The 3662-nt window shown below is 41.4% G+C and carries 2 protein-coding genes and 1 pseudogene; all 3 read right to left on the bottom strand.

Annotated elements, in window-relative coordinates; genetic code table 11:
* A pseudogene (locus CAN34_RS14455) lies at positions 1 to 231 on the bottom strand (ATP-binding cassette domain-containing protein); the annotation flags it as partial.
* A 309-nt stretch (positions 232 to 540) separates the two neighbouring features.
* Complete coding sequence (locus tag CAN34_RS04185) at positions 541 to 2646, bottom strand: HAMP domain-containing sensor histidine kinase (RefSeq protein ID WP_089554577.1); 2106 nt, start codon at positions 2644 to 2646, stop codon at positions 541 to 543.
* 156 nt (positions 2647 to 2802) lie between these two features.
* Entirely contained in the window at positions 2803 to 3525 is a 723-nt protein-coding gene (locus CAN34_RS04190; protein WP_079692599.1) for a response regulator transcription factor, read from the bottom strand.
* Positions 3526 to 3662 lie beyond the last annotated feature (137 nt).

The following is a 3662-nucleotide window of genomic DNA, read 5'->3' on the forward strand; positions in this document are numbered from 1 at the left end:
CAGCTATAAACACCGTGCCGTAATCCAGACACTCAAGTAACATAATATGACGTAAGAGGGTAGATTTACCTGGCCCGATAACCCAGCAAGCCCAAAGATTTCGCCTTGCTGAACAGTTAGTGACGTCGGCTCGACAGCAGTAAACCAATGTGGCTTGCCGTCTTTATCTTTTATAGACCGGTCACTTAAAAAACTTTTGGTCACATCGTTTAAGACAATCATGTCACTCATGGAGGGCTCAAAATTCAATAAATATTTTTAATAGTCATGAAGCTGTTGCAGTGTCTCTTTATAGTAAAGACTCAAGTTGAAAACAACATCAATAACCCTAGAATAAGGGGCGCTAATATAGCATATTATCGGGTGTTTTGGATACGGACAACCATCACTGGCTGATAATTCCAGTTTGGTGTGTATTTTGAATGCGTCTTTTTTATTTTGAACAGACTGTATCTATATCAAACGAGATGTGGATGACATAGATAAGCGGTTAGCATGAATGACATAGCATCTGACATTTTATAGTATGAGCTTGCAGAGTCAGTCACGGTTATCATGGTAATTATAATGAGGGTCTTGTTTGACAGGTAAGACCACTAAAAATCGAGTATGACCATTAATAGTGTCAGTGATGATACGCCCTTGATGGGCGGTGACAATTTGCGCAACCAATGATAAGCCAAGCCCTGAGCCTTTATTCTTTTGCTGTAAGCGCACGAATGGACTAAAGACTTCTTCGCGTTTATTTTCAGGGATACCCGCGCCTTCATCAATCACTGCCATGACAGCATATTTTGGTAGTGGACGTGTTGGTTCGGCTTTAGGTTTCTTCAAATGCTTGCTAAATAGACTTTCTTTAAGTGTGGCACCGTTCTCTTTAGAATTGCTTTTGGTATCCTCTTTCACAGCAATAGGGTTAGTTTTGCTAACCTTATCACCACCTTCTTTGTTGTTATTTATAGACTTGCTATCGATATTATTATCTACAGAGATTACAGAAGATTCATGGTTTTCAGGAACGGCACGCCACATAACTTTTTTAATTTTATCCGTCAAATCGGTAGTAAAGTTATGGTAATTGGCAATTAGTGAAGGTTTGGTAATAATTTTAGACTCATCTATAGTGATAGTAGGTTCTGTTTTCTCCTGTTGGTGAGTGATGCTGGTGCCGAGGCTATCGTCAGCTGTCTCTATGCCATCATCATTATCAGTATTAACATCATTATTAATGACTACGTTTTCGCCATTTTTGTAGATATCGGGTGCGGGTAACATCGTTAGATGCTCGCTGGTTTCTACTTTTGGCTTATGATTGGCGGCACTAAAAGAGTCATCAAGATTTGATAAGGTGTGTAGATTATGCTTATTTTCTTCAAGCCCATTAACACTGCTAGGCGGCTCATCATAGGAGTCAAAATCTGAGCTGTTATAGTCAGCAAAGCTACTGCATAGCACTGTTTGTAATAAAAAATCAGGGATTTCGTCAGCTTCATCAATCGTTTGCACGCCATAAAGCAGTACCGTTACTGGAGGTTTTCCGTGCAGCATGGCATTGGTTAGTAGGTTGCGAATTAAATGAGTAAGCATCGATGACTGACCATCAATCGCAATATGCTCACCAATTAAAGTCGCTTCAGGATAGTGTTGTCGCTCTTGATTCACCAAGTCATACAAATCTAAATGTTCAACTTGCTGTAAGGCATGTCCAGCGTCTAAGCGGCTCACAAGTAAGATACTCTCGACCAAATCGTTAAGACCTGATAGATCACGATTAATCGCTTGGGCGCGCTTATCAAACTTTTCTTTGGTATCGGTTGGCAGAGCGCCAGCTAGCATATCCATCATCTCAATCTGCAAGCGAATGCGAGTGATGGGGGTGCGCAGCTCGTGAGAGGCGTGCGCTAGTAATAAATTATTGGCATCGATAAGATGTTCAATTTTTTGTGCGGCTTGGTTAAATCCGCGAGCGAGCGAGGCAATTTCATCATTACCACGGGCATTGACTCGTACCGTAAAATCGCCATCACCGAGCTGAGCCATCTGCTGACTCAACTGATTGATGCGCCAAGTGATGCTACGGGCAATCCACCAAAGGACGCCAGCCATAATCAGTAGTAGCAGCAGCGTACCAGTAAATAAATTCAGCGCCGCAGAGAGCACCGGTTTTTTAGGTGGCAAGCGTGATTCATACAATAGTGTATAGCCTGTACTACTATAAACTTGGGCTTGCTTGGTCGGGGAAGTCTCGGCAAATGAAGGAAATACACGTGACAATAAGGAAGGCGGTGCCGGTAACTCTAACGGCAAATCGCTATTGTCCGTTTGCATCAGCAAACGACCTTCGCTGTCATATAATCCCATCTTTGCCTGTAATGATTCATCAAAGATATCAAAGCTTTTTTTGACTACCGCCAGCATAAAGCGTGACTGTAAACGATTGTCCTTGCTAACAGCGATGTTTAGCTCATGCAGAAACGGGTCTATTTGTCCTAAAATTTGCGTCGCCAATACCTCTGAGCGGATACCAGCATCTTTGTCATGTACCAGCTGCGTCAATAGCACCATCGCAACGGCAAATAAGATAAGTGCCAGCATAACACTGGCAAATAGCTTAGCAAATACGGAACGAAAACCCAATTGCTGCATTAAATCATCTCTATTATCAGGCGCTTATATCACTTTATGCTTATATCGTTTTATATTAGCAAGCATAAAAGGGGTATCATAAGTATGATACCCCTTTTAACGAACAGCTTTAAAGCAGTTTAACTTTTTATTTACTACTGGCTTATTTACTACTGACTAAACCTGATCGGTGGCAAATTGATAACCGACGCCGCGAACCGTAATAATACGTTTTGGCTGACGTGGGTTGTCTTCGATTAAAGCACGTAGACGTGAAATATGCACATCGATTGCGCGATCGATATTGTCTGAACTGTCATCATTTGGCATCGCTTGCCACAATTGTTCGCGGTTCAGCACTTTGCCAGAATGAGTAGCAAAATAATGTAGCAACTGGAACTGATGTGTCGTCAAGCGTACGGGCAGATCATCAATAGTGACTTCATGACTGTCAGGGAAGACGCTTAAACGACCAAACGTTAGACTATCCGATTGACTGTCTGCTTGATTAGGCTGCTCATGTCGGCGAATAACCGAACGAATACGCGCCAAGAGTTCACGCGGCTCAAATGGTTTTGATATATAGTCATCAGCCCCCATCTCTAGCCCCAGCACGCGATCTGTCGTGTCGCCTTTAGCGGTGAGCATAATGATAGGGACTTTATTGGTCATATTATTCTTGTTGCCGCGAATTTTTTGGCAAACTTGCATACCATCCATATCAGGCAGCATAAGATCTAGCACAACCAAATCGATATCACGTTCTTTGGTATCCAATAAATCAAGACCTTCTTGACCAAGTCCTGCATGATGGACATCATAATAATTCATGGTCAGATAATCGCTGATTAACTCTGCTAAGTCTGGATCATCTTCAATTAACAAAATCTGCTTACTCATAATGTTTCCTCTAGTTGTTGTTATAGTTTGTCTAAATATACTTTTTGAATTTAAAAAAGTATCAACTGCCCTTAATTTTCAATGACTCTAAATCTTTATATTAAAAGCATTCTTAATATAAGTGCTTTTAATACAAG

It is taken from the genome of Psychrobacter sp. DAB_AL32B (genome assembly GCF_002224105.1).
GTDB lineage: Bacteria > Pseudomonadota > Gammaproteobacteria > Pseudomonadales > Moraxellaceae > Psychrobacter.